The sequence below is a fragment of the Achromobacter maghribensis genome (assembly GCF_057334215.1).
Genome location: NZ_JBHFII010000029.1, coordinates 25,002 through 45,828, shown reverse-complemented (window position 1 = coordinate 45,828; position 20,827 = coordinate 25,002). Strand labels below are relative to the sequence as shown.

Here is a 20,827-nt window from a genome sequence, read left to right as displayed (position 1 = left end):
CACGTTTCCGAATTGCGGCTGTAGTCCTGTCGATGTCGACGCTGGGTTTCCTGGCGGGACTGGCAACCGGACGTCTGATCGAAGTCAACCAGGTCGACGACAGGCTTGCCCGGCACAATACGCGGTTGCTGTCGCAAGCCGTGCGAGTGACCCAGGAAAGCCAACGCCTCATCCAGGCAGCCACGCATAGCGCCGACCTGTGTTCGGAGTCCGACGTGGCCACGTTGCGGGTGCTGCTGTTCAATGCCACGTTCCTGCGTGACATCGGCCGCCTGAGCGACGGCATGCTGGTGTGTTCCGCTGCGTGGGGCGTGCTGGCCGCGCCCCACCCCCTGCCCCCCGCCACCTTCACCACACGCAGCGGAACCTCCTTGTGGACCGGGGCCGCCAATATCATCGACCGCCGCATCATCGGGGACATGGCGGCACGCAACGACGTGATCGTGTTCACGGCGCCGGGCGCCTTCGATGGGTTTCCGGAGCCCGGTTCAGGAATCGATGCCCTGGTGATGACCCGCGACGGCGCGCATGTTTTCCGCCGCTTTGGCCGCACGGACGGCCTGGCGCTCTATCGCGGCGGCAGCCCGTCTGAAAACAGTTTGCGGGCCGAGCGCCTGATCGCGGAATGCGCCCCGCCCGCAACCTCCGATACGTGCGCGGTGTCGCGCGTCAGCTCGCATGACTGGTTCACGCTGCCCGCGCTGATCCTGGCGTGTACGGGCGCGCTCGCAGGGGGCTTGCTGGCCGGCCTGTGTGTGTTGTGGCGCCAGCAGTCCAAGAGCGAGCGGGCCGCGCTGCGCAAAGCCATCCGCCGCGGCGGCGTGCAAGTGCGCTATCAGCCGCTGCGCGAGCTGTCGACGCGCCGCCTGGTCGGCGTCGAGGCGCTGGCGCGCTGGCGGGCGCGCGACGGATCGGCGGTGCCGCCAGCGCTGTTCGTGCCGTTGGCCGAAGAGATGGGCCTGGGCCGCGAGTTGTCCCGCGTGGTGACGCAGCAAGCGCTGCAGGATCTTGCCGGCCGGCTACGGGACGCCTCCGGTTTCTACGTCAGCATCAACGTGTCGGCGGAAGACCTTCAGGACGATGCCTACCCCGATTTCCTGCTGCGCACGGTGAACGAACAAGGCATTGCCCCGCCGCGCGTGGCGCTGGAAATCACCGAAGGTTCGCCGCTGTCGGACGGCCACGTGCGGGGCATCATCCGGACCTTGCAACGCCAGGGGTTCCGCATACTGATCGACGACTTCGGCACCGGAAATTCCAACCTGAACTACCTGGCGGAAATGCAGGCCGACGCCATCAAACTGGACCGTCGTTTCACGCAGGCCATCGGCGCGGAACCGGCGGGCACGCTCATCATTGACCATGTCATCGATATCTCGCGCGCGTTGGGCGTGGGGCTGATCGTCGAAGGCATCGAAACCGAAGCCCAGGCGCAGTATCTGTCGGCGCGCCAACCGGCGGCCGTCGGCCAGGGATGGTTGTTGGGCCGGGCGGTGAGGCCCGAGGACATTCCGCCGGAATAGCCCCCGTGCCGTCAAACCTCAAACTCGGGCCGGCGCTTCCGCCGGCGGCGAGCCGTCATGGAACAGGCCTTTGAGCTGCGTGCGCAGTTCCGGCGAATCCGTGTGCTTATGCACCGTGGTGGCATGCTGCACGGCGGCTTCCAGCAATTCATCGTCGGAATCCGCCGCCAGCGCCACCGAGCAGTTCATCTCGCTCGGGTACTCGCGGCAGTCGATGTATTTACGGGTCATGGCGTTCTCCCGACGCAGCGCGCCAAGGGCGGCTTGCGTGATGGAACATCCGACGCGCGGCGTGGAGGGCATCGGGCCGATGGCGCGTCGCAGCGCGCCCGATGGTGAGAAAAGTATAGGCTTGTCGGCGCCAGGTTGGGGCCCGTAATGCGGGGTCGGCCCCTGTTTGACGCCGGTTGGTGGGGGCGCGCCGAGCGGGGTTTCCGCAGCGCGACAGGCGCTAGGCGTAGGACGCGATGATGGCCTTGGATTCCACCAGCTCGCTGACGATCCAGTCTTCCACCAGTTTGACCTGCCTGCGATGGCGCAGCGCGGGTTGGCGCACCAGGTAATACGACACGCCGGTCGGCACCGCGCGGCGAAGCGGCACGACGACCCGGCCATCCCGGATGGCTTGATCGGCCAGCACGACGTCCGCGATGGCCACGCCCAGGCCGGCCTCGGCGGCGCTCAACGCCATGTCCAGCGCGTCGAAATCCAGGCCGCCTCGGGTGAATAGGTCGATGCCGGTCTTCTCGGACCACGTGATCCAGTCCTGGTGGTCCGGCAGGGGATGCAGCAGCGTGGATTCCTGCAAGCCGCGCTCGGGGTCGGCCGCATCGATATGGCCGGGCGCGCACACCGGCACGATCCATTCGGCGTAGAGCTCGGTGGCGTCTTCGTGCGAAAAATTGCCCAGCGCGTAACGGATCCCCAAGTCGGAATCCGTCTCGTCGGCCGTCATGTCGTTGAGCCGCGTGCGGACCACGACCTTGATCATCGGGTACTGCTCGTGGAAGCGCCGCAGCCGGGGGAAAAGCCAGCGCAGCGCGAAGGTGGGGATCACCCGCAGCGTGACGATGTCCTGGTCGGTGTGCGTGGGGTCGATGGCGTTGGCGATATGGTCGAACGCTTCTTTCACCGTGGTGGCCAGCTTGCGCCCGGCCTCGGTGATCTCCAGGCCGCTGTGGGTGCGCAGGAACAGCGTTTGCCCCAATTGTTCTTCCAGGATGCGCACCTGGCGGCTGACTGCGCTTTCGCTGACATTCAGGATCTGGGCGGCCTTCTTGACGCTGGTATGGGCCGCCACGACTTCAAAGCAGCGTAGCGCGTTCAGCGAGGGCAGGCGTCGGTGCATCCCATTCTCCAGGGCTTGGGGGTTAGGCTCGGCTCGGATCAGGGGGTACCGGCTGGCGCGCCCGTGGCAATCGTCACTGGCTGCGCGGCTCGAGTATATTGCGCAGCCCTTCGCCCATGAAATTCACGCTGGTCACGGTCAGCGCAATCGCCACGCCGGGCACGATCGCCAGCCAGGGCGCCGATGTCAGGTAGATCTGGGCGTTGTTCAGCATGTTGCCCAGGCTGGCGACCGGCGGCTGGATGCCATAGCCCAGATAACTGACGTAGGATTCAAGCAGGATGGCGCGCGCCACGTTCAGCGTGGCGACGATGATGATCGGGCCCATGGCATTGGGCAGCAGTTCGACCACCATGATGCGCAGGCCCGAAGCGCCTGCGGTCCGGGCCGCGGCGGCGTACTCCGTGTTGCGCAGCGACCGGTACTGGCCTTCGACCAAACGCGCCACTTCCATCCAGCAGGTGGCCGAAATCAGGATGGTCGTCGAGACAATGCCCGGCTTGACCAGCATGGCCAGGGCCAGGATCAGGAAGATGGTCGGGAACGCCAGCATGGCGTCGACAAAGCGCATCAACAGGGCGCCCACGAAACCGCGCCGGTAGCCGGCGACCATTCCCACAAGGGTGCCGATCACCACCGAAATCAGCATGGCCGCGAATCCAATCACAAGCGAGATCCGCCCGCCGGCCATCAGGCGGGCCAGCACGTCGCGCCCCAGTTCGTCCGTGCCCAGCAGGTGGCCGCCGGTAAGCGGCGGGGCAAAGCGGTTCAGCACGTCGATATAGCTGGCGTCCAGCCGCAGGACCAGCGGCCCCGCGAAGCACAGCAGGATCATCAGGACAAGGGTGGCGGCGCCGGCCGCCGCCAGCTTGTGGCGGGTCACGCGGCGCCAGCCGGCACGCAGGCCGCCCGGTGGACAGTACGGCGCGCCCGCCGCAGCCGTTTCGGAAATTCCAGGAGCTTTCATCATGCTCAATCCATCCGGATACGAGGGTCGGCGATGGCGTACAGCACATCGGCCAGCAGCGAGCCCAGCATCACCATGATGGCGGACAGCATCAGAATTCCCATCACCACGGGGTAGTCGCGGTACTCAAGCGAATCGAAGAACAGCCGGCCCATGCCGGGCCAGCTGAAGACCGTTTCGGTGATCAGCGCGCCGCCCAGCAAGGTGGGGAATTGCAGCCCGACAAGGGTGATCATGGGCAGCAGCGCATTGCGCAACGCGTGCGACAGGATGATGGCGCGGCCGCCCGCGCCCTTGGCGCGTGCCGTGCGGATGTAATCCTGCTCCAGCGTCTCGATCATGGACGAACGCATGAAGCGCGCCCATACCGCGGTCTCGACCAGCGCCAGCACCATGACCGGCGCGATCATGTGGTGCGCCAGGTCCAGAAACGAACCGTCGCCGAACGTCTGCTGATTGCCGGCCGGCAGCCAGCCCAGCTTGATGGAAAACAGGTAGATCGCCATCAGGCCGAACCAGAATGTCGGGATGGACAACGCGATCATCGCGCCCACCGACGACAGCGCGTCCATCAGTGAATGCCGGCGGACCGCGCCCCAGATGCCGATCATGCCGCCCAGCAGCGCGGCGATGACGGTGGACACCGCCATCAGCGACAACGTCGCCCCGATATGCGATCCGATGGTAGCCAGCACGCCGATGCCGTCCCGATACGACGCGCCCCAGTCGCCACGCACCATGCGCAGCAACCAGTCTCCGTACTGGATCAGGAAGGGGCGGTCCAGCCCCATGCTGCGGGTCAGGCGGTCGATATCCTCTTGCGCCATGTTCGACGATTGCGCCAACTGCGACAGCGGGCCACCGGGCGACAGGTACAGGATGCCGAAGCCGATCAGCGAAACCAACAGCAGCAGCACCAGGGATTGGCCACCGCGCTTAAGCAGGTATTGGGTCATCTGGAGGTTCCGGCCCGTCAGCTTGCCCAATACCAGCTGCGCATGTTCCAGCAGTTGGATGAGCTGTTGATATTGTTTTCGTAGCCGACGAGCTTGTCCTTGACGGCTTCAATGATGACCGTTTGGGAAACGGGCAACAGCACCAGGTCGCTCCTGACGATCTCCTGGATCCGATGATAGATGCGCTTGCGCTCGTCCTGGTTGAATTCCCGGGTGCCCTGCAACAGCAGCTGGTCCATTTCGGGATTCTGGTATTGGTAGGTGTTCAGGCCGCTACCGCCCTTGGCGGGAATCGACGCGCTGGAAAAGCGCGCGGTCACGTCGGGGTCGCTGCCCTGGAGGAAGTTGGACGCCACCATCACCGACTGGTATTGCGACTTCTGCCAGAAATTGCCCCAGATGACGGCGGCGGGCATGTTTTCGATGGTCATCTCCACGCCGATCTGCCGCCAGTCCTGCATCAGCAACTGCTGGGATTGCTCGCGCGCCTGCGCGCCCGCCGTCGTGGAATTGGAGAAGGCCAGGCGCTGGCCGTTCTTCACGCGGATGCCGTCGCTGCCCGGCACCCAGCCAGCCGCATCCAGCAAAGCGCGGGCGGCCTTCGGGTCGTAGCGGTGCGCGGGCAGTGCGTCGTTGTAGGCCCAGTGGCCCTTGGGCACATAGGATTCCGTCGGCAGCGGCCGGCCCTGATAGATGGCCTTGATGCGTGCTTCCTTGTTCATGCCCAGGTACAGAGCTTCGCGCACGGACTTGTCCGCGAACGGGGCGAAACCCAGGTTCAACGCGACGTGCTCGATGAATGGGGTGGGTACCGGCATGATGCGCGCGCCGCGCAGCTTGGCCGCTTCTTGTTCGAAGCTGGGCTGAATGCCGGACAAGCCCAAATAGTCGATCTGCCCGCTACGGAACTGCGTATACAGCATCGTCTGGTCGGGGATGTACTTGAAGATCACCCGCAGCAGATAGGGGCCCTGGCCATGGTAGGCCGGGTTGCGTTCCAGCTGGATGTGGTCGCCGGCGCGGCGCGCGCCCCAGCGGAAGGGGCCGGTGCCGATGGGCGCCTGGTTGTAAGGCGCGGTATTGGGATCGGTGGCCGCGCCCAGGATGTGCTCCGGCACCATGAAGGTCTGGGACAACACGGACATGTAGGGCGTGAAGCTGCTTTCCATGCGCCAGTGGATCTCATCGTCCGCGACCACGGTGATGTCGCGCACCAGGGAATGGCCGACGCGGTTGCGGGCGCGGAACACCGGGTTATTGATCAATTCCAGCGTGTACTTCACGTCGCGCGCGGTGAACGGCTTGCCGTCGTGCCAGGTCGCGCCCGCACGGAGCTTCACTTTCCAGACCAGCCCGTCGGCCGACAGCCCGCCGTTGGCAACCGACGGCACCTCGCGCGCCAGGTCCGGCACGGTATTGCCTTGCCCGTCGATGAACCACAAGGGGCTGAACAGCTGCCACCAGACGCCCTGGTCGACTTCGCTGCCCGGCATCAGCGGATTGAATACCGTGGGTTCTTGTGAAATGCCGGCGATCACCTGGCCGCGCGGCGCGGCGGGCGGCGTCGGCGCCGATTGCGCCCAGGCGGGCGCCGCCAGCAGCGTGCCGGCGGTGGCCGACAATTTCAGGAAGTCGCGTTTGGAGAGCTTATGGTGGATCATGGCTTCCGTTTCCCCGTTGTGGTTGTGCTGGTTGGTCTAAGCCGGAATCAGTCGGATGCAAGCGTGGCGCGGTCGGGCGACAGCGCCTCGGGCGTCAGGCCTTGCGCGCGCAGCGCATCGGGCAGCGCCTGGCCTTGCGCCAGCGCCGCCACCGCCTGCCCCATCGCGGGAGAGGTCAGCACGCCGCAACCGCCCAGGGCGGCGTACCAGATGAAGCCAGGGCTGTCGGCGCGCGCGCCGCAGACCGGGTTACGGTCGCGCACGTAGCTGCGCACGCCCGCCCAGACGCTGATGGGGCGCGGAACGCGCAACGCCGTTTCCTGTTCGATGTTGTAGATGCCCTGCGCCACGTCCAGTTCGTCCGGATAGACCTCGCCGGGCGCAACCGGCTGCGCGTCGGCGGGCGAACCCATGAAGCAACCGTGTTCCGGCTTGACGTACCACTGGTAGTCCGCGTTGCACACATGCGGCCAGCGCGCGCCTTCCGAGCCCGGTAGCAACGGGAAGGTGAAGGCGGTGCGTTTGTACGGCGTGATGCCCACGGGCGCCACGCCCGCCATGCGGGCGATGGCGTCGGCCCAGCCGCCCGCTGCGTTGACCATCACGCCGGCGGTGTAGTCCTCGTCCTGCGTGCGGATGCGCCAGTTGCCTTCGTGGCGCTCGATACTCTGCACCGGCGCATTGGTCGCCAGCACCGCGCCGTTGCGTTTGGCGCCTTTCAGATAGGCCTGAAGCAGGGTATTGACGTCGATGTCCTGCGCGTCGGCCTCATGGACGCCCAGGTCGAACTTGTCGGCCAGCAGCGCGGGAAACAGGGCCAAGGCCTGCTGCCGGTCCACCCATTCGGCGGTGCCGCCCGCCTGTCCGATGCGCTCGTGCAGCTTGTCCAGCACGGCTTTCTGGCTGTGGCGGCCCAACGTGAGGCTGCCGCGTTGCTCGATCAGGGGCAGGTCGGTGAAGCCCGCCGGCGGCGCCTGGAAGAACGCCCGGCTGGCAGCGGCCATGGCGCGCATCTGGTCGGCCGAAATGCCGACGGTGAACTGGCCGGCGGTACGGCCCGAACTATGGAAGCCGAAATGCGGCTCCTGTTCGATCAGCGCCACCCGCCCGGCCTGAGAAAGGAAGTAGGCGGCTGCCGCACCCGAAATCCCGCCGCCCACAATGACAAAATCCACCTGCATCCTGTGTTCCCCTTTCATCTGGAAAGCCGCTGGTTCCGTGCCGCGGCGCCGGGCTGTTCCCGGAATGACCCGATTGAATCCCAACGCCTTCGACAGTGTCGAGTCGAATAAATGGAATCGAAACCGCAATAATCTGCACCGGGTCGGGGCTTGCCCACGCGCCAGGGAAAACGCTACGGGAAAACCATGACCGCGCAGCCCCCCTCCTTTGCGCTCGGTCCGGCTCGCCCGCCGCCGTCGTTCTATTAATTGCATCCAGCCCTCGATTTTTTGACATCGACGGGGCAACGCCTTTTGCGCGATCCTGCTCGCCAATGACGCACTCCTGGATGAAAACCGACATGAACGACAACAAGCGTGAACGCAGCGGCCGGCAAGCCATCTACTCGGGCAGCGAGTATGAACGCACTTACAGCTATGCGCGCGCCGTCGCGCTGAACGGCCACGTCCGCCTGTCCGGGACGACGGGCTACGACTATGTGGCCGATGTGCTGGCCGACGGCGCGCGGGCGCAGACCGAGCAGATTTTCCGCAATGCCCAATTTGCGTTCGAGCAGGCGGGCGCGTCGCTGCGCGATGTGGTCCGGGTGCGCATCTACATCGCCCGGCCCGAAGACTACGACGCGGTCATGGACGTATACGCAGAGGTGTTCCGCGGCGTGGACCCGGCTTGCACGACCGTGCAGGCCGGCTTGTTCGATCCTGCCATCCGGGTCGAGATCGATATGGACGCCATTGTCGATGTCGCCGCTTAACCTGTTGCGCCATGCGCCGGCGGACGCGGTGTCGCGCCTGCTGGACAGGAGCGAACCCCTGCCGGCCGCGGCCGACGTCGTCATCATCGGCGGCGGCATCATGGGTTGCAGCGCCGCCTGGTACCTGGCCCGCGCCAACTTGAAAGTGGTGCTGCTGGAAAAGAACCGCATCGCTTCGCAGCAGTCGGGGCGCAATTGGGGGTTCGTGCGGTCGCTGTACCGCGATCCGGCCGAGCTTGCGCTGGCCGCCCAGGCGCTGTCGCTTTGGCCGGGTCTGCGGGCCGAACTGGGCCACGAGACGGGCTGGACGCGCAGCGGCTGCCTGTTCCTGTGCGCGGACGAGGCCGAGCGGCGGTCCTACGAGGCGTGGCTCGCCGAGGCCGGCGGGCGGGTCAGTGATACGCGGATGCTAAGCGCCGACGAAGTGTCGGCGCGGTTTCCGCTGGTATCGCCGCGCACCGAAGGCGGCATCATCGCCGAATCGGATGGCCAGGCCGAACCCACGCTGGCGACCCTGGCATTTGCCCGCGCGGCCGTCGGCGCCGGCGCGGTGGTGCTGGAAGATTGCGGGGTCAGCGCCCTGGACGTCGCGGGCGGCAGCGTGCGCGGCGTGCAGACCGAACATGGCCAGGTGCGCGCGCCCATCGTCATCTGCGCGGCGGGCGCGCAGACCTTCCGCCTGTTGCAGGGGCTGGGCGTGCAGTTGCCCCAGAAGGTCGTGCGCAGCACGGTATCGCTGACGGCGCCCCTGCCCGCCATGGGGCTGCCTTGTTTCGTGGGGTACGGGCTGGGCCTGCGCCAGCGTCCCGACGGCTCCTGCATCATTGCCACCGACGCCGGCACGGACATCGACCTGACGCTGGATTCGCTGCGCGCCTCGCGCTATTTCGTGCGCGAAGTGATGCGCAACCGCAAGGGGTTTTCGTTCCGGTTGGGCAAGCCCTTCGTCAACGATCTGTATACCCGCCTGTCCGTCCCGAAGTCGGATTGGGCGATCAAGCCCCGGGATCCGGATATCGCGCCCAACACGCACCGCGTGCGCGACAACCGCAAGCGGTTCGCGGAATTGTTCGCGGGGATGCCGCCGGCGGACATCGTGAAGTCCTGGGCCGGAAACATCGATGTGATGCCGGACGCGCTGCCGGTGATCGACGCGGCCTGGCCGGCCGCCGGCCTGATCATCGCCACGGGCTTTTCGGGGCACGGCTTCGGGCTGGGCCCCGCGGTGGGCAGCACGCTGGCCGCGCTGGCCCGCGGCGCCGAACCCAAGACAGACCTCGCGCCGTTCTCGGCCGACCGTTTCCTGCGGGGGGCGTATTCGCGCCCCTACGCGGCCATCTGATACCCGGAGCAATGATGTCCGATACCGCCCTGACCCCTCCCAGCCATGCAGAACTGCAGCGCATCGCCGCCGGCCTGCGCCTGCCGGACCGCGCTTTCCTTGACGGCGACTGGTCGGCATCCGACAACGGCGCGCTGATCGAGACCGTCAACCCTGCCACGGGCGCCGTGCTGAGCACGCTGGCCCACTGCGGACAGAAGGACGTGGACCGCGCGGTCGCGGCGGCGCGGGGGTCTTTCCGCAGTGGCGCCTGGTCGCGCTGCGCGCCGGAAAAGCGCAAGGAAGCGCTGCTGAAGCTGGCGGCGCTGATCCGGCGCGACGGCGTCAGATTGGCCGTCATGGAAAGCCTGGAAAGCGGCAAGCCGATCCGGGACTGCCTGCGAGAAATCACGCAAGAGGTCCCGGCCATCTTCCAGTGGTATGGCGAGCTGGTGGACAAGAGTTATGGCCACGTTGCGCCGACCGGCCAGGAAGACTGCGCAATGGTCGTGCGCGAACCCATCGGCGTCGTCGCGGCAGTGCTGCCCTGGAATTTCCCGCTGCTGATGGCGACGTGGAAGCTGGCGCCGGCGCTGGCCAGCGGCTGCTCCGTCATCGTCAAGCCGGCCGAAGAGACGTCGTTGACCGCCCTGTCCCTGGCGGCCCTGGCCATCGAAGCGGGGATCCCCGCAGGCGTGCTGAACGTGCTGACGGGGCCGGGCGAGACGACGGGCCGGTTGATCGGCCAGCATCCCGACATCGATTCCGTGTCGTTCACCGGGTCTACCGACGTGGGGCGGCTGTTCCTGCAATACGCGGGCTCCAGCAACCTGAAGACCGTGGGGCTGGAGATGGGCGGAAAAAGCCCCTTCATCGTGCTCGACGATGCGGACCTGACCGAAGATCTGATCGACAATGCCGTGATGGCCGCTTTCTGGAACGGCGGCCAGAATTGTTCGGCCAACATGCGCCAGCTGGTCGCGCGGTCGCGCCAGGACGCCTATGTGGAGAAGATCATCGCCCGCACCAAGCAGATCGTGATCGGGGATCCCCTGGATCCGGCGACCGACATGGGGCCGCTGATTTCCGCAGGGCAGCGCAACCGCGTGCAGGCGTATGTGGCCAAGGGCGTCGAGGAAGGCGCGCGGCGCGTCCTGGAAGCTGGCGTTCCAAACGGGCGGGGCCACTATCTGGGCCCCACCGTGTTCGCGGACCTGCGTCCGGACATGACGATTGCGCGCGAAGAGATCTTCGGGCCCGTGCTGGGCGTGCTGCCGGTGGACAGCATGGACCAGGCGCTGCAGATCGCCAACGGCACCGACTACGGCCTGCACGCCACCGTCTATACCCGCGACCTGGACCGCGCGATGTACTTCGCCCGCCGTCTGGAGTGCGGCACGGTCGCCGTCAACGGCTTCACGGAAGGCGATATCAAGACGCCCTTCGGCGGCTATCGCCGGTCGGGGTCCCTGGCCCGCGACAAGGGGCTGGAAGCCATGGCGCAATACCAGCAGATCAAGACGATCTGGCTGCGCTTGTCCGCGATGGGGCTGAGCGCGTGAACGCGCCCGTGCTTCGCGTTGCCGGCCTGCACACCCGATTCCGCGTGCCGGGCGGGTGGAAGACGGTCGTCAACGGGCTCGATTTCGACGTGGCGCCGCGCGAGACGCTGGCGGTCGTCGGGGAATCGGGTTCGGGGAAAAGCGTCACGGCCATGTCCATCATGCGATTGCTGAACCCGCGCGACACGCAACTGTCCGGCAGCGTTCTGCTGGACGGGCGCGACCTGCTGGCATTGCCCGAGCGCGACATGCGCAAGATCCGCGGCGCGGACATTGCCATGATCTTCCAGGAGCCCATGACCAGCTTGAACCCGGTGCGCACGATCGGCTTCCAGGTGGGCGAATCGCTGATGTTGCACCGGGGCCTGGATTGGGCCGCGGCGCAGGCCGAGGCGCTGCGCCTGTTGGAGAAGGTGCGCATCCCGGCGGCGGCGACGCGCCTGAAAGACTATCCGTTCCACTTGTCGGGCGGCATGCGCCAGCGCGTCATGATCGCCATGGCGCTGGCGTGCCGGCCACGGCTGCTGATCGCAGACGAACCGACCACGGCGCTTGACGTCACGATCCAGGCGCAGATCCTGACCCTGATCCGCGAATTGCAGCGCGATGACGGGATGTCGGTGCTGTTCATCACGCACGATATGGGCGTGGTGGCGGAAGTGGCGGACCGCATGGTGGTGATGTGCGGCGGCGAACAGGTTGAATGCGGCCCCACCGCGCGCATTTTCGATGCGCCGGCCAAGCCCTACACCCGGGCCTTGCTGGCGGCCGTGCCGCGCCTGGGCGCCATGAAGGCCGTGGCACGCCCGCTGCCGTTCCCGGCCATCGATCGGCAGACAGGCGTGAAGACGCCCGCGGCCGAGACCGTGGACACCGTGCGCGCGGACGCCCCGCCGGCGCTGGAAGTCCAGGGCCTGACGATGCGCTACCGCATGGGTTCCGGCCTGTTGTCGCGGGATCGCGGGATGGTGCATGCGGTCGAGAATGTGTCGTTCAGCGTGCAGCCGGGAGAAACGCTGGCGCTGGTGGGCGAATCCGGCTGCGGCAAGTCCACCATCGGGCGCAGCATCATGAATCTGCTGACGCCGACGGCGGGCCACGTGCGGGTCAACGGCCAGGATATCCACGCGGCGGCGCGGCGCGACCGCGGCGCCATGGCGCGTCATGTGCAGATGGTGTTCCAGGACCCGTTCTCAAGCCTGAACCCGCGCAAGACCGTCGCGGCAGCGGTGGCCAGTCCCTTGATCGTCAACAAGGTCTGCAAGGGCGACGCGCTGCGCGCCCGCGTGGCTGAACTCCTGGCCTGCGTGGGCCTGGACAGCGACGCCGGCGCCCGTTATCCGCAGGAGTTCTCTGGCGGGCAGCGGCAGCGCATCTGCATCGCGCGCAGCCTGGCGCTGGGCCCGTCGCTGCTGGTGGCCGACGAAGCCGTGTCCGCGCTGGACGTCTCCATCAAGGCGCAGGTAATCAACCTGATGCTGAAGCTGCAGCAGGACATGGGGCTGGCCTATCTGTTCATCTCGCATGACATGGCCGTGGTTGAACGCGTCAGCCATCGCGTGGCGGTGATGTACATGGGGGAAATCGTCGAGATCGGTTCGCGCGCCGCCGTTCTCTACGATCCGCGCCATCCCTATACCCGGCGCTTGCTGGACGCGGTGCCGGTGGCGGATCCCGGCGGGCCGCGCGCCGCGCGCAGTCTGGCGCAGGACGAGATCCGGCACACGCTGCGCCCGCCCGGCTACACGCCGCCACAACGGCGCTACCAAGAGGTCGCGCCAGGACACTTCGTGATGCGGGACGACTAACGCGCGCATGCCGCGCGCCGTCCCGCCCTTCCATGCATTCAATTCGGAACCTGCCATGCCCATGACTCCCGCCCTGAAATCGCACCTGATGCGGTTCTACGACGGCACCCTGCTTCCCGACGAACTGACGCTGGCGCTGTCCAGCGACCCGGGTTGGTTCGCGTCCGACACCGTGGCGCGCGGCAAGCGCGTGCGCGACCTGCCGCTGCGCGCGGGCGGGCTGCCGGCGCTGCGCATCCAGGATCAGGGGCGCGTGTTCGACCTGTACGACTATCTGGCGGTCAATGGCGTGGCGGGGTTGCTGGTCATGAAGGACGGGCAGGTCGCGTTCGAGACCTACCAGCGTGGCATCGCGCCGGAAACCCGCTGGAACTCGTGTTCGCTGGCCAAGTCGGTGGCGGCCACGCTGGTGGGCGTGGCGCTGAAGGAAGGCCTGATTGATTCGCTTGACGACCCGGTGACCCGGTACGCGGAGCTGGGTGGCGTCTACCGCGAGGTCTCGTTGCGCCAGATGTTGCGCATGTGCTCGGGGGTGCAGTGGAATGAGGATTACGGCGACGCGGCTTCCGAGCGCCGCCAGTTGCTGGATATCCAGACCCGCTGGCAGCCGGGCGGCATTCGCGATTTCATGAAACGCCTGCCCGCGCGTCAGCCCGCCGGGCAGGCCTGGGCCTACAACACGGGCGAATCGTATTTGCTGAGCGCGGTGATGGAAGGCGCGACGGGGCAGCGGCTGGTGGATTACCTGCAATCCCGCCTGTGGTCGCGTATCGGCATGGAATCCGACGCCACCTGGTGGGCCGAATGCCCCGGGGGCATGACGATCTCGGGCAGCGGCATGAACGCGACGTTGCGCGACTACGCGCGGTTCGGGCAATTCGTGCTGGACGGCGGACAGGTGGACGGCGAGCGACTGCTGCCGGATGACTGGGTCGCGCAGGCAGGCTCGCCTTACCGCATTGGCGATACCGAGATCCCGTATGGCTACATGTGGTGGGTGCCGGAATTGAAAGACCCCGCCCTGGCGGGCGCCTTCCAGGCCGAAGGCATCTACGGCCAGTTCATCCACATCAATCCGGCGCACAAGCTCGTTGCCGTGGTCCTTAGCGCGCGAAACAAGCCCAGCTATAAAAAGCGCGTGGAGATCAACGACGACGCGTTCTTCGCCGCGCTGGCCAGGGCGTTCTGATCGCCCAGGGGCTGCCGCGCTACAGCCCCAGGCGCGCCAGCGCTACAGCTTTACCCGCTGCTTTAGCGCCTGCGCGATCATCCCGATGTCGATGTCCTTGCCGGGGTTCTTCTGGCAAAAGTCGTACAGCACCGCCACGTAGGCGTTGCCCAGCAGCTTGGTGATGGCGCCGGCGGTGGTGGCGGCGATGGTGCCACCCACCGCGCTGCCCGCGCCCGGGATGAACTTCAGCATGCCCGACACGACCGAGCGCCCGATCAGGGTGGCGGCGGATGCGCCCAGCGTGGACGTCACCAGGGTCGTGATCGCGGTGGTGTCCAGCTCCATGCCGAAGGTGATGCCGATCTTGGCGATCATCCCCACCTGAATCGGCACCAGCGCGAACGCGTCCGAGAACGGAATGGGCGCGGCGGCCGCCGACGCGGCCAATCCCGCTGCAACATTCACCTCTATCTCAGCCCGCTTTTTTTTTACTTCCAGGGCCTTCTTGTTGCGCGTGGACAGCGCGTTGGCGTAGGCGCGCTGCTGCCCTTCGGGGATGTACTCGGCGGTAACGCCGATCAGCGCGTCCAGCCCCATTGGCGGCAGCTCGGCATCCAGCTCTTCGATCCATTCCGGCAGCGCGCGCACCGCCACCACCTCTTTGGCGCGCGGCAGCAGTTTGCGCGCTTCATCCACGAAGGGGCTGCCCTTGCGGGCCTTGGTCAGCACCGCGATGACGGGGATGCCGGCATTGGCCAGCATGTCGCACAGCTCGATCTCGGCGTCTTCGACGCGGTGGCTGCTGTCCTGGATGCAGAGCCAGGCCACGTGCAGGTGCTTGTCCTGGTCGTCGGACGCGGCGCGCTCCTGGATCAGGTCGGCCAGCTGCTGGCGCGAGCGCGCGTAGTCGCCGACTTCTAGGCCGCGGGTGTCGATGATGGTGAGCGGATGGCCGGGCCGGCTATAGGCCTGGGTGGACTGGGTGACGGGCTTGCCCGCGCCGGTCTTGGCCAGTTCGCCACGGAACACGGCATTGATGAGCGTGCTCTTGCCTACGCCCGTCTTGCCGGCGATCAGGATATTCACGCGGCCCGCGCCACGCGTCGCCGTGCTGATGGCGTCGGCGATGGCGTCCTGCAGGGCGGGTGAGTCAGGGCGAAGGGCGTTCATCAGTCCGTTGCGGAAAAGCTGGGGGATGTGGGGAACGATATCAGATGCGTCCTATTTGCGCGTGACTATCGGATTCCGGCCACGGCTCGGGAGAAGATCGCAGTGCACATTGATGCAAAGGCGGTTCACAAACATAAAAGCGGGGGGACATATGAACCACGAGGGTTCGGCATTGCGGCGCGGCTTGAACGCGCGGCATATTCGTTTCATGGCGCTGGGCTCGGCGATCGGCACGGGGCTCTTCTACGGGTCGGCGGGCGCGATCCAGCGCGCCGGCCCGTCGGTCCTGCTGGCCTATCTGATCGGCGGGGCCGCGATCTTCCTGACGATGCGCGCGTTGGGCGAAATGGCGGTCAGGACGCCGGTGTCCGGGTCGTTCGGCCACTACGCCACGCGCTACCTGGGGCCCTATCTGGGCTTCCTGACCGGCTGGAGCTACGCGTTTTCGATGCTGATGGTGTGCCTGGCCGACGTCACCGTGTTCGGCCTGTACATGAGCTTCTGGTTCCCCGACACGCCGCGCTGGATATGGGTACTGGGCATCGTCCTGCTGATCGGTGGGCTGAATCTCTGTTCCGTGCGGGTTTTTGGCGAACTCGAATTCTGGCTGTCGCTGCTGAAGATCGTGGCCATCGTCGCCATGATCGCGGCGGGGCTTGGGGTACTGCTGGCCGGAGTTCAGCCGGGCGCCGCCGATGCCTCCGGGTTCTCGAACCTGTGGCGGCACGGCGGCTTCTTCCCGAACGGCGTGCAGGGCATGATTGCGTCGTTCTCGGTGGTGATGTTTGCCTTCGGCGGCATCGAAGTCATCGGCATGACGGCGGGCGAAGCCCGCGATCCCGAACGCATGATCCCCCGGGCCATCAACTCGGTTCCACTGCGGATCCTGCTGTTCTATGTGCTGACGCTGACGGTGCTGATGGCTATTTTCCCGTGGTCCGGCATCACCGGCGGCAGCAGCCCATTCGTGCAGATTTTCAGCCAATTGGGGCTGCCTTCCGCGGCCTCGGTGTTGAACCTGGTCGTGATATCGGCCGTGATATCGGCCATCAACAGCGACATCTTCTCCACCGGGCGCATGCTGTACGGCATGGCGGCCAACGGCCAGGCGCCGATGGTGTTTTCCCGGCTGTCGCGCTTCGGCGTGCCGTGGATGACGGTGCTGGTGATGGGCGTGGCCTTGCTGGGCGGCGTGGTGCTGAATTACCTGCTGCCCGACAGGCTGTTCATGGCCTTCGCGTCAATGGTCACGTTTTCAGTCGTCTGGGTGTGGCTGATGATCCTGCTGTCGCAGGTTGCCATGCGGCGCGGCCTGAGCGGGCCTGAGTCCGCCGCGCTGCATTTCCCGGTGCCGTTCTGGCCTTACGGACAGGTCTTCGCCATTGTCTTCATGCTCTTCATCTTTGTCGTGCTGGGGGTGTTTCCGGATACCCGCCTGGCGCTCTTCGTCGGCGCGGGCTGGTTGGCCCTGCTGACCGTGGCGTACTGGCTGTGGTGTCGGCCGGACCGTTCCGGTGGTGCGCCGCCGTCACCCCCGCATCCATGATTTTTCAGGAGGAACCCATGTTGTCGAACCATCATGAATTCGAACTTCCCGCCTTGATGATCCAAGCCTTTCAGGAAGATGGCGCCGTCTGCGTGCGCCAGCTGTTCACGCCTGACGAAGTCGCGCTGTTGACGCGTGGCATTGAATCGAACCTGGCCGCGCCCAGTCCGCGCGCCAAGGTCGCCAGCAGCCCGGACGACCCCGGCTGGTTCTTCGAGGATTTCTGCAACTGGACCGAGAACGACGACTACCGCCGATTCATCTTCGAGAGCCGCGTCGGGTCTGTCGCCGCGCAGTTGATGGGCTGCCCAAGCGCGCGCCTTTATCACGACCATCTTCTGGTCAAGGAACCGAACACGCGCCAGCCAACGCCCTGGCACCAGGACCAGCCCTACTACAACGTGGAAGGCCAACAGAACTGCAGCATGTGGATGCCGGTGGACCCCGTGGCACGGGCGTCCACGCTGGAATTCGTGGCCGGGTCGCACCGGGGGCCGTGGCTGATGCCGCGCACGTTCCTGGACAACCAGGCAAGCTGGTTCCCCGAAGGCAGCCTGGCGAATTTGCCGGATATCGAAGCGGACCGTTCGGCCTGGAACATCCTGGGTTGGGAACTGCAACCCGGCGACGCCGTGTTCTTCCATATGCTGACCCTGCATGCCGCAGGCGGCGTGGCCGGGAACCGGCGCCGGCGCGCGTTTTCACTGCGTTTCCTGGGCGAAGACATGCGGCATGCGCCGCGTCCCTGGCGGACCTCGCCCGAGTTTCCGGGCTTGGCCGACTCCTTGGCCGCGGGCGCGCCAATGGCGCATCCGCTCTTTCCCGTGCTTTGGCCTCGCGGCGCCGCGTGATTCGCTTTCAATACCCTATCGCTTTGGCGCAAAACGTAATGGAAAGTACGGGCGCGGCCGGCGCCGCGCCCAAGCCGGGGGTATAGCGGAAAGGGTGTCCATGCACGGAAATGGTGCGAATACGGGCGCGTGATTTCGCTTTGTTCCGGAATGTGGGACACCCCCGACGCGTCCGCCAAAAACCCACAAAAAAAGGGCGGGAACAGCGCCCACCAATGCGGTTACATCTCAAATGTTTCTAACCGGCCGCTGACGCGGGGGCCTGCGTAGAATCAGGCGCTCGTAAGGTTTCGCCGCGTTTTCCGCGGCACCGTTCATGCCCCGTTTTGCCCTCGTTCCCCGCCTGCTGCGCTCGCGTCCCTTGACCAAGGGCTTTCGATATTTTTACCGCTATACGCGCCCCGCGGCCTATCGGCACAACGAGACGCTGTGGCCCCTGGTGAAAATTCGGCGCGATGGCGATGAACGGCTGGTGGGATGTGAGCTGGTGGGCGTGAAAGGTCCCGCGACCTTGCCGATGGACGACGTGCCGCGCAATATCGAAGGCGATGCGCACTTGATCCTGAGCGGTCCGTCGGTCGCGCAGATCGACTACGCGCAATGCCATCTTCGCGCCGTCATGGGCGTCAACGGTTCCATCGCGCTGCGCCGCCAGCACCCCTCGCTGCGCTTTGACTACTACGCGATGCTGGATGCCGGATTCGTCAAACGGCGGCGCGACCTGGTGGCCGAAGTGCTGTCGCAAGACCTGCTGCTGTTCGTGACGGCCGAGGTATACCGCTGGATTGCATTCCTGTTCGCGGCGGACGACATCCGCTGCCGCATGGTCTTGTTCGAAGAAGTGCATCAACGGGCGCTACAGCCACGGGCAAGCCCCGAAGCCCTTGAGGCGCAATTGGCCGGCGACCCTGAACTGGTGCTGTTCGACGCCCATCACCCGCAGCACGCGCACGGTTTCAGCCTGAACCCCGCACGCGGGTTGTTCGGCGGAGGCACGGTCGCGTACACCGGCTTGCAGTTGCTGGCCTGGATGGGCGCCCGCAGCTTGTACGTGCATGGGCTGGACCTGACCGCCAGCGCCGGGCCGCGCTTCTACGAAAACGCGGGCGCGCAGCTTGCCACGGCGTTGGACCGCCAATTCGCCGGCCATATCGAACCCGCGTTCCGCCAGGCCAGCCAGCTGCTGAGCGCGCGCGGCGTCAAGGTCTACAACTTGTCGCCGGACAGCCGCCTGGGCGACGACGTGTTCGAAAAACGCCATTGGAGCTGTTTGCTCAATCAGGCGGAATCCCCGCCTTCCCCGCTTTCCCCGCATTTGCTTTCGAGCCTGACATCATGAAGATTCTCTACACCAACTTTCACCAGGGCGACGGCGGCGGGCACACGACCTATGTCATGTCGCTGGCGCGCATGTTGCGCCAGCGCGCGCAGATCACCGTTGCGGCGCCTCGCAGCAGCCGTTTGTTGGCCGAGGCCGACGCCTTGCCCGGCGTGCAATCGATCGACCTGGAATTCAAGGGCCGGCCGTTCCAGCAATTGACGGCGCTGCGCCGCCTGCGCGCACTGCTGCGCAAAGAACAGTTCGACGTGATCCATGTGAACGGATCCGCCGACCATCGTCTGTGCATGTTGGCCACGATGGGCATGGGCGCCAAGCGTCCGTTCATCGTGCTGACCCAGCACACCGACCGCACCGCCAACAGCCTGGGCGTGCGCATGCGTGCCAAGTGGGGCACGAACCGCGTCATCTGCGTCTGCGGGCATACGTTCCGCCGCATGAAGGACTCGGTATTCCGCGACGAGGACCTGCGGGTGGTGCATAACGGTGTCGATACCACGCAGTTCCGGCCGGCCAGCGCGCGCGACGCAGAGCAGGCGCGTGCCGCGCTGCTGCCCGCCGCCATGCGGCGCCGGCTGGTGATCGGCAGCAACGCCGGCACCGCCAGCTACAAGAACTGGCTGGACATGGTGGCAGCCGTGTCGCTGCTGCCCGATCCCCTGCGTGATCAGGTCGTGGTCCTGATCGCCGGCAAGGAGCCCGACGACGGTCAACGCCAGCGCGTGGCCGAGCTGGGCATGACGCACCAGGTGGTGTTCACGGGCCTGCTGGAAGACGTGCGCCCGTTCCTGTCCGCGCTGGACGTGGGCTTCGTGCTGTCGTCAAGGCTGGAAACGATCTCGTTTGCCTGCCGAGAAATGATGGCCGCCGGCAAACCCGTCATCGTCAGCAAGGTGGGCGGCCTGACCGAGAATGTCACGGACGGCCGCAATGGCTGGGTGGTGCCGCCGGGTTCCGTGAGCAGCGTGTTCAAGACCCTGGTCGAGATCCTGCAGAATCGCAGCCTGGTGACGCAGATGGGCATCGACGCACGCAACACGGCGCAGCGGGAGTTTTCGCTGGCGCAGTTTGTCGGGCGAACCGAAGAGGTCTACCTCGAACGCCCCACGGGCGCGCGGAGCCAGCTGCGGCTGACGTCCTGAACGACGGTCGGGCACGCCGGACGTTCACGCCGCCAGATTGAAGGCCAGGAACATCAGGCACGACCACAGCAGCAATGCGATGTGCGTCAGTTGCAGCGTGTCCTGGCGGATCCAGTAACCAAACCACAAGCCGCTCAGATGCATGGCCAGCAGGCACGCAGACAGGGCGGCCAGCGCGCCGTTCAGCCAGGGGCGGGCCGCTGCCAGATCGCCCTGGATCATCAGCGCATAGCAGCCGGCCCAGGCCAGGGCGGCGCCGGCGGTCTGGACCAGCAGCAACAGCCCCAGTGCCGCCCGATGCAGTCCCGGGGCGCGTTGCGCGCGGCTGAGCAAGGGCGTGGGGATGCGCGGCTCCTGCGTCAGCGGCAGCATCGCCATCGTGGCACCGACCGCGGCTGCCGCGCCGGCGAAATCGCGCCGGTTGTTCAGCGCGGCAAGGGTCAGCCATAAGGCCAGCCCCAGGGCCTGGACGGACAGGAACAGCCAGATAGCAGTGGATGAACTCAAAAGACGGCCCACAAAATAT

The 20,827-nt window shown here is 66.3% G+C and carries 18 protein-coding genes; 10 read left to right on the top strand and 8 right to left on the bottom strand.

Going from position 1 to position 20,827, the window contains the following annotated elements; translation table 11 throughout:
• Positions 1-32 precede the first annotated feature (32 nt).
• Positions 33-1,523, top strand: coding sequence for an EAL domain-containing protein (locus tag ACE039_RS12675; protein WP_485811936.1), 1,491 nt, complete (start codon positions 33-35; stop codon positions 1,521-1,523).
• 18 nt (positions 1,524-1,541) lie between these two features.
• Here ACE039_RS12675 and ACE039_RS12670 read toward each other — a convergent pair whose 3' ends face one another.
• From ACE039_RS12670 to ACE039_RS12645, 6 genes are all read right to left on the bottom strand, one after another.
• Positions 1,542-1,754 carry a DUF1059 domain-containing protein gene (locus tag ACE039_RS12670; protein ID WP_416029071.1) on the bottom strand — a complete coding sequence of 71 codons (213 nt, stop codon included), beginning with the start codon at positions 1,752-1,754 and terminating at the stop codon, positions 1,542-1,544.
• 220 nt (positions 1,755-1,974) lie between these two features.
• Positions 1,975-2,871: a LysR substrate-binding domain-containing protein gene (locus tag ACE039_RS12665; protein ID WP_105558972.1), complete on the bottom strand. Its 897-nt coding sequence runs from the start codon at positions 2,869-2,871 to the stop codon at positions 1,975-1,977.
• 73 nt (positions 2,872-2,944) lie between these two features.
• Positions 2,945-3,841 (bottom strand): ABC transporter permease, encoded by an 897-nt coding sequence (locus ACE039_RS12660; RefSeq protein ID WP_448709693.1) that lies wholly within the window; start codon positions 3,839-3,841, stop codon positions 2,945-2,947.
• Between the two features lie 2 nt (positions 3,842-3,843).
• Positions 3,844-4,794 (bottom strand): ABC transporter permease, encoded by a 951-nt coding sequence (locus tag ACE039_RS12655; RefSeq protein ID WP_088589915.1) that lies wholly within the window; start codon positions 4,792-4,794, stop codon positions 3,844-3,846.
• A 17-nt stretch (positions 4,795-4,811) separates the two neighbouring features.
• The gene (locus ACE039_RS12650) at positions 4,812-6,455 is read right to left on the bottom strand and encodes a peptide ABC transporter substrate-binding protein (RefSeq protein ID WP_485822522.1); all 1,644 of its coding nucleotides are present in this window, start codon (positions 6,453-6,455) and stop codon (positions 4,812-4,814) included.
• Between the two features lie 47 nt (positions 6,456-6,502).
• Complete coding sequence (locus ACE039_RS12645) at positions 6,503-7,636, bottom strand: NAD(P)/FAD-dependent oxidoreductase (protein WP_485822521.1); 1,134 nt, start codon at positions 7,634-7,636, stop codon at positions 6,503-6,505.
• Positions 7,637-7,977: 341 nt separating this feature from the next.
• On the opposite strand from ACE039_RS12645, the gene ACE039_RS12640 reads away from it, so the two are divergent.
• The 5 genes from ACE039_RS12640 to ACE039_RS12620 are packed head-to-tail and all read left to right on the top strand — an operon-like array spanning position 7,978 to position 14,271.
• Positions 7,978-8,391: a Rid family hydrolase gene (locus ACE039_RS12640; RefSeq protein ID WP_448709697.1), complete on the top strand. Its 414-nt coding sequence runs from the start codon at positions 7,978-7,980 to the stop codon at positions 8,389-8,391.
• Positions 8,378-9,733, top strand: a complete 1,356-nt coding sequence (locus ACE039_RS12635; protein WP_485822520.1) for an NAD(P)/FAD-dependent oxidoreductase — start codon at positions 8,378-8,380, stop codon at positions 9,731-9,733. Before ACE039_RS12640 ends, ACE039_RS12635 begins: the two co-directional genes overlap by 14 nt.
• A gap of 14 nt (positions 9,734-9,747) precedes the next feature.
• Positions 9,748-11,274 carry an aldehyde dehydrogenase family protein gene (locus ACE039_RS12630; RefSeq protein ID WP_485822519.1) on the top strand — a complete coding sequence of 509 codons (1,527 nt, stop codon included), beginning with the start codon at positions 9,748-9,750 and terminating at the stop codon, positions 11,272-11,274.
• Complete coding sequence (locus ACE039_RS12625; RefSeq protein ID WP_485822518.1) at positions 11,271-13,082, top strand: ABC transporter ATP-binding protein; 1,812 nt, start codon at positions 11,271-11,273, stop codon at positions 13,080-13,082. Before ACE039_RS12630 ends, ACE039_RS12625 begins: the two co-directional genes overlap by 4 nt.
• Positions 13,083-13,137: 55 nt before the next feature.
• Entirely contained in the window at positions 13,138-14,271 is a 1,134-nt protein-coding gene (locus ACE039_RS12620; RefSeq protein ID WP_485822517.1) for a serine hydrolase domain-containing protein, read from the top strand.
• A 42-nt stretch (positions 14,272-14,313) separates the two neighbouring features.
• Here the strand turns inward: ACE039_RS12620 and ACE039_RS12615 are convergent, their stop codons facing one another.
• Positions 14,314-15,423, bottom strand: coding sequence for a YcjF family protein (locus ACE039_RS12615; RefSeq protein WP_313462398.1), 1,110 nt, complete (start codon positions 15,421-15,423; stop codon positions 14,314-14,316).
• A 151-nt stretch (positions 15,424-15,574) separates the two neighbouring features.
• Here ACE039_RS12615 and ACE039_RS12610 point away from each other — a divergent pair, with 151 nt between their 5' ends.
• The 4 genes from ACE039_RS12610 to ACE039_RS12595 all read left to right on the top strand — a co-directional run bounded on the left by ACE039_RS12610 (position 15,575) and on the right by ACE039_RS12595 (position 20,301).
• Positions 15,575-16,969: an amino acid permease gene (locus ACE039_RS12610; RefSeq protein WP_485822516.1), complete on the top strand. Its 1,395-nt coding sequence runs from the start codon at positions 15,575-15,577 to the stop codon at positions 16,967-16,969.
• A gap of 17 nt (positions 16,970-16,986) precedes the next feature.
• On the top strand, positions 16,987-17,820 hold the full coding sequence (locus ACE039_RS12605) for a phytanoyl-CoA dioxygenase family protein (RefSeq protein ID WP_448709704.1): 834 nt from the start codon (positions 16,987-16,989) through the stop codon (positions 17,818-17,820).
• 316 nt (positions 17,821-18,136) lie between these two features.
• A complete protein-coding gene (locus ACE039_RS12600) occupies positions 18,137-19,159 on the top strand; it encodes a hypothetical protein (protein WP_485822515.1) in 1,023 nt (340 codons plus the stop codon).
• The gene (locus tag ACE039_RS12595; protein ID WP_313462403.1) at positions 19,156-20,301 is read left to right on the top strand and encodes a glycosyltransferase family 4 protein; all 1,146 of its coding nucleotides are present in this window, start codon (positions 19,156-19,158) and stop codon (positions 20,299-20,301) included. The genes ACE039_RS12600 and ACE039_RS12595 overlap by 4 nt, the downstream gene beginning before the upstream one ends.
• Positions 20,302-20,325: 24 nt before the next feature.
• Here ACE039_RS12595 and ACE039_RS12590 read toward each other — a convergent pair.
• A partial coding sequence (locus ACE039_RS12590) for a DUF2165 family protein (RefSeq protein WP_485822514.1) occupies positions 20,326-20,827 on the bottom strand: 502 nt, incomplete at its 5' end.

What these genes read in the sequence shown, in the direction of transcription:
- ACE039_RS12675 (WP_485811936.1), top strand. Translation starts at nt 33, where the DNA reads ATGTCGACGCTGGGTTTCCTGGCGGGACTGGCAACCGGACGTCTGATC.
- ACE039_RS12670 (WP_416029071.1), bottom strand. Translation starts at nt 1,754, where the DNA reads ATGACCCGTAAATACATCGACTGCCGCGAGTACCCGAGCGAGATGAAC.
- ACE039_RS12665 (WP_105558972.1), bottom strand. Translation starts at nt 2,871, where the DNA reads ATGCACCGACGCCTGCCCTCGCTGAACGCGCTACGCTGCTTTGAAGTC.
- ACE039_RS12660 (WP_448709693.1), bottom strand. Translation starts at nt 3,841, where the DNA reads ATGATGAAAGCTCCTGGAATTTCCGAAACGGCTGCGGCGGGCGCGCCG.
- ACE039_RS12655 (WP_088589915.1), bottom strand. Translation starts at nt 4,794, where the DNA reads ATGACCCAATACCTGCTTAAGCGCGGTGGCCAATCCCTGGTGCTGCTG.
- ACE039_RS12650 (WP_485822522.1), bottom strand. Translation starts at nt 6,455, where the DNA reads ATGATCCACCATAAGCTCTCCAAACGCGACTTCCTGAAATTGTCGGCC.
- ACE039_RS12645 (WP_485822521.1), bottom strand. Translation starts at nt 7,636, where the DNA reads ATGCAGGTGGATTTTGTCATTGTGGGCGGCGGGATTTCGGGTGCGGCA.
- ACE039_RS12640 (WP_448709697.1), top strand. Translation starts at nt 7,978, where the DNA reads ATGAACGACAACAAGCGTGAACGCAGCGGCCGGCAAGCCATCTACTCG.
- ACE039_RS12635 (WP_485822520.1), top strand. Translation starts at nt 8,378, where the DNA reads ATGTCGCCGCTTAACCTGTTGCGCCATGCGCCGGCGGACGCGGTGTCG.
- ACE039_RS12630 (WP_485822519.1), top strand. Translation starts at nt 9,748, where the DNA reads ATGTCCGATACCGCCCTGACCCCTCCCAGCCATGCAGAACTGCAGCGC.
- ACE039_RS12620 (WP_485822517.1), top strand. Translation starts at nt 13,138, where the DNA reads ATGCCCATGACTCCCGCCCTGAAATCGCACCTGATGCGGTTCTACGAC.
- ACE039_RS12615 (WP_313462398.1), bottom strand. Translation starts at nt 15,423, where the DNA reads ATGAACGCCCTTCGCCCTGACTCACCCGCCCTGCAGGACGCCATCGCC.
- ACE039_RS12610 (WP_485822516.1), top strand. Translation starts at nt 15,575, where the DNA reads ATGAACCACGAGGGTTCGGCATTGCGGCGCGGCTTGAACGCGCGGCAT.
- ACE039_RS12605 (WP_448709704.1), top strand. Translation starts at nt 16,987, where the DNA reads ATGTTGTCGAACCATCATGAATTCGAACTTCCCGCCTTGATGATCCAA.
- ACE039_RS12600 (WP_485822515.1), top strand. Translation starts at nt 18,137, where the DNA reads ATGCCCCGTTTTGCCCTCGTTCCCCGCCTGCTGCGCTCGCGTCCCTTG.
- ACE039_RS12595 (WP_313462403.1), top strand. Translation starts at nt 19,156, where the DNA reads ATGAAGATTCTCTACACCAACTTTCACCAGGGCGACGGCGGCGGGCAC.